Here is a 1178-nt window from a genome sequence, read left to right on the forward strand (position 1 = left end):
CAGGCTCATAGCTCAGTTGGTTAGAGCGCTACACTGATAATGTAGAGGTCGGCAGTTCAACTCTGCCTGGGCCTACGAAAGAAAGAACGGGAATAAGGGTTATTAGGGACATAAGAGCTCTCACGAGCGACTTATGACGGGGGATTAGCTCAGTTGGCTAGAGCGCCTGCCCTGCAAGCAGGAGGTCAAGGGTTCGACTCCCTTATTCTCCACGACGCGTCCTCGAGACGCAAGAGATCATAGACATACGGAATACAAAGTAAGATGTATTAAACGCTAGACATAGAGAGAGAGTTTTTTCACTATGGTTTTTATACGACTTTTCGTCATCGATTCTCGTAAGGGAGTTGAGTGTGCGGAGGTAGCGATTTCATAAGTGCAAGACGAGTAAATCTGTGAAGCGTGTTAGAGTATACTTGATAATCAAATTACGAGTAGTACGGCGAATACATAAGTTACTGATGATAGACGAGTAGAGTTATCGATATGTAGGCACTTTTTTCGATATATATTGGAGAGAGTGAAGATATAGATAAAGCGAAAGAAGGGCATTCGGTGGATGCCTTGGCTCTGAGAGGCGACGAAGGACGTGATAAGCTGCGAAAAGCTGCGGGGATCGGCAAATACGACTTGATCCGCAGATATCCGAATGGGGCAACCCGGCAAGCTTGCTTGCCACCATCCATAAGATGGAGCGAACGTGGGGAACTGAAACATCTTAGTACCCATAGGAAGAGAGAACAATTTAGTGATTCCCCTAGTAGAGGCGATCGAACGGGGACGAGCCCAAACCGGCAGTGTCGCAAGGCATTGCCGGGGTTGTAGGGCTCTCGATATCGCAAGAGTGACGCGAGGAGAAGTGACGTGGAAACGTCCACCATAGACGGTGATAGTCCGGTAACCGAAGCGAAGTGAAGCGTAGAGAGTACCTGAGTAGTGCGGGACACGTGCAATCCTGTATGAATCCGGGAGGTCCATCTCCCAAGGCTAAATACTTCTCAGAGACCGATAGTGAACAAGTACCGTGAGGGAAAGGTGAAAAGAACCGCTCATAGCGGATTGAAATAGTACCTGAAACCGGATGCCTACAAGCGGTCGGAGCCCTTTGGGGTGACGGCGTGCCTTTTGCATAATGAACCTACGAGTTACCATGCACAGCAAGGCTAAGCGACCCAGTC

General features: G+C 48.9%; 2 tRNA genes and 1 rRNA gene. All 3 read left to right on the top strand.

Features of this window, described 5'->3' with window-relative positions:
- Nucleotide 1 precedes the first annotated feature (1 nt).
- Nucleotides 2-75: transfer RNA gene (locus tag AC1EKE_RS08145), tRNA-Ile, on the top strand.
- A 63-nt stretch (nucleotides 76-138) separates the two neighbouring features.
- Nucleotides 139-212: transfer RNA gene (locus AC1EKE_RS08150), tRNA-Ala, on the top strand.
- A 319-nt stretch (nucleotides 213-531) separates the two neighbouring features.
- A 23S ribosomal RNA gene (locus tag AC1EKE_RS08155) occupies nucleotides 532-1178 on the top strand; the annotation flags it as partial.

The organism is Porphyromonas sp. C0041D3 (genome assembly GCF_056590575.1).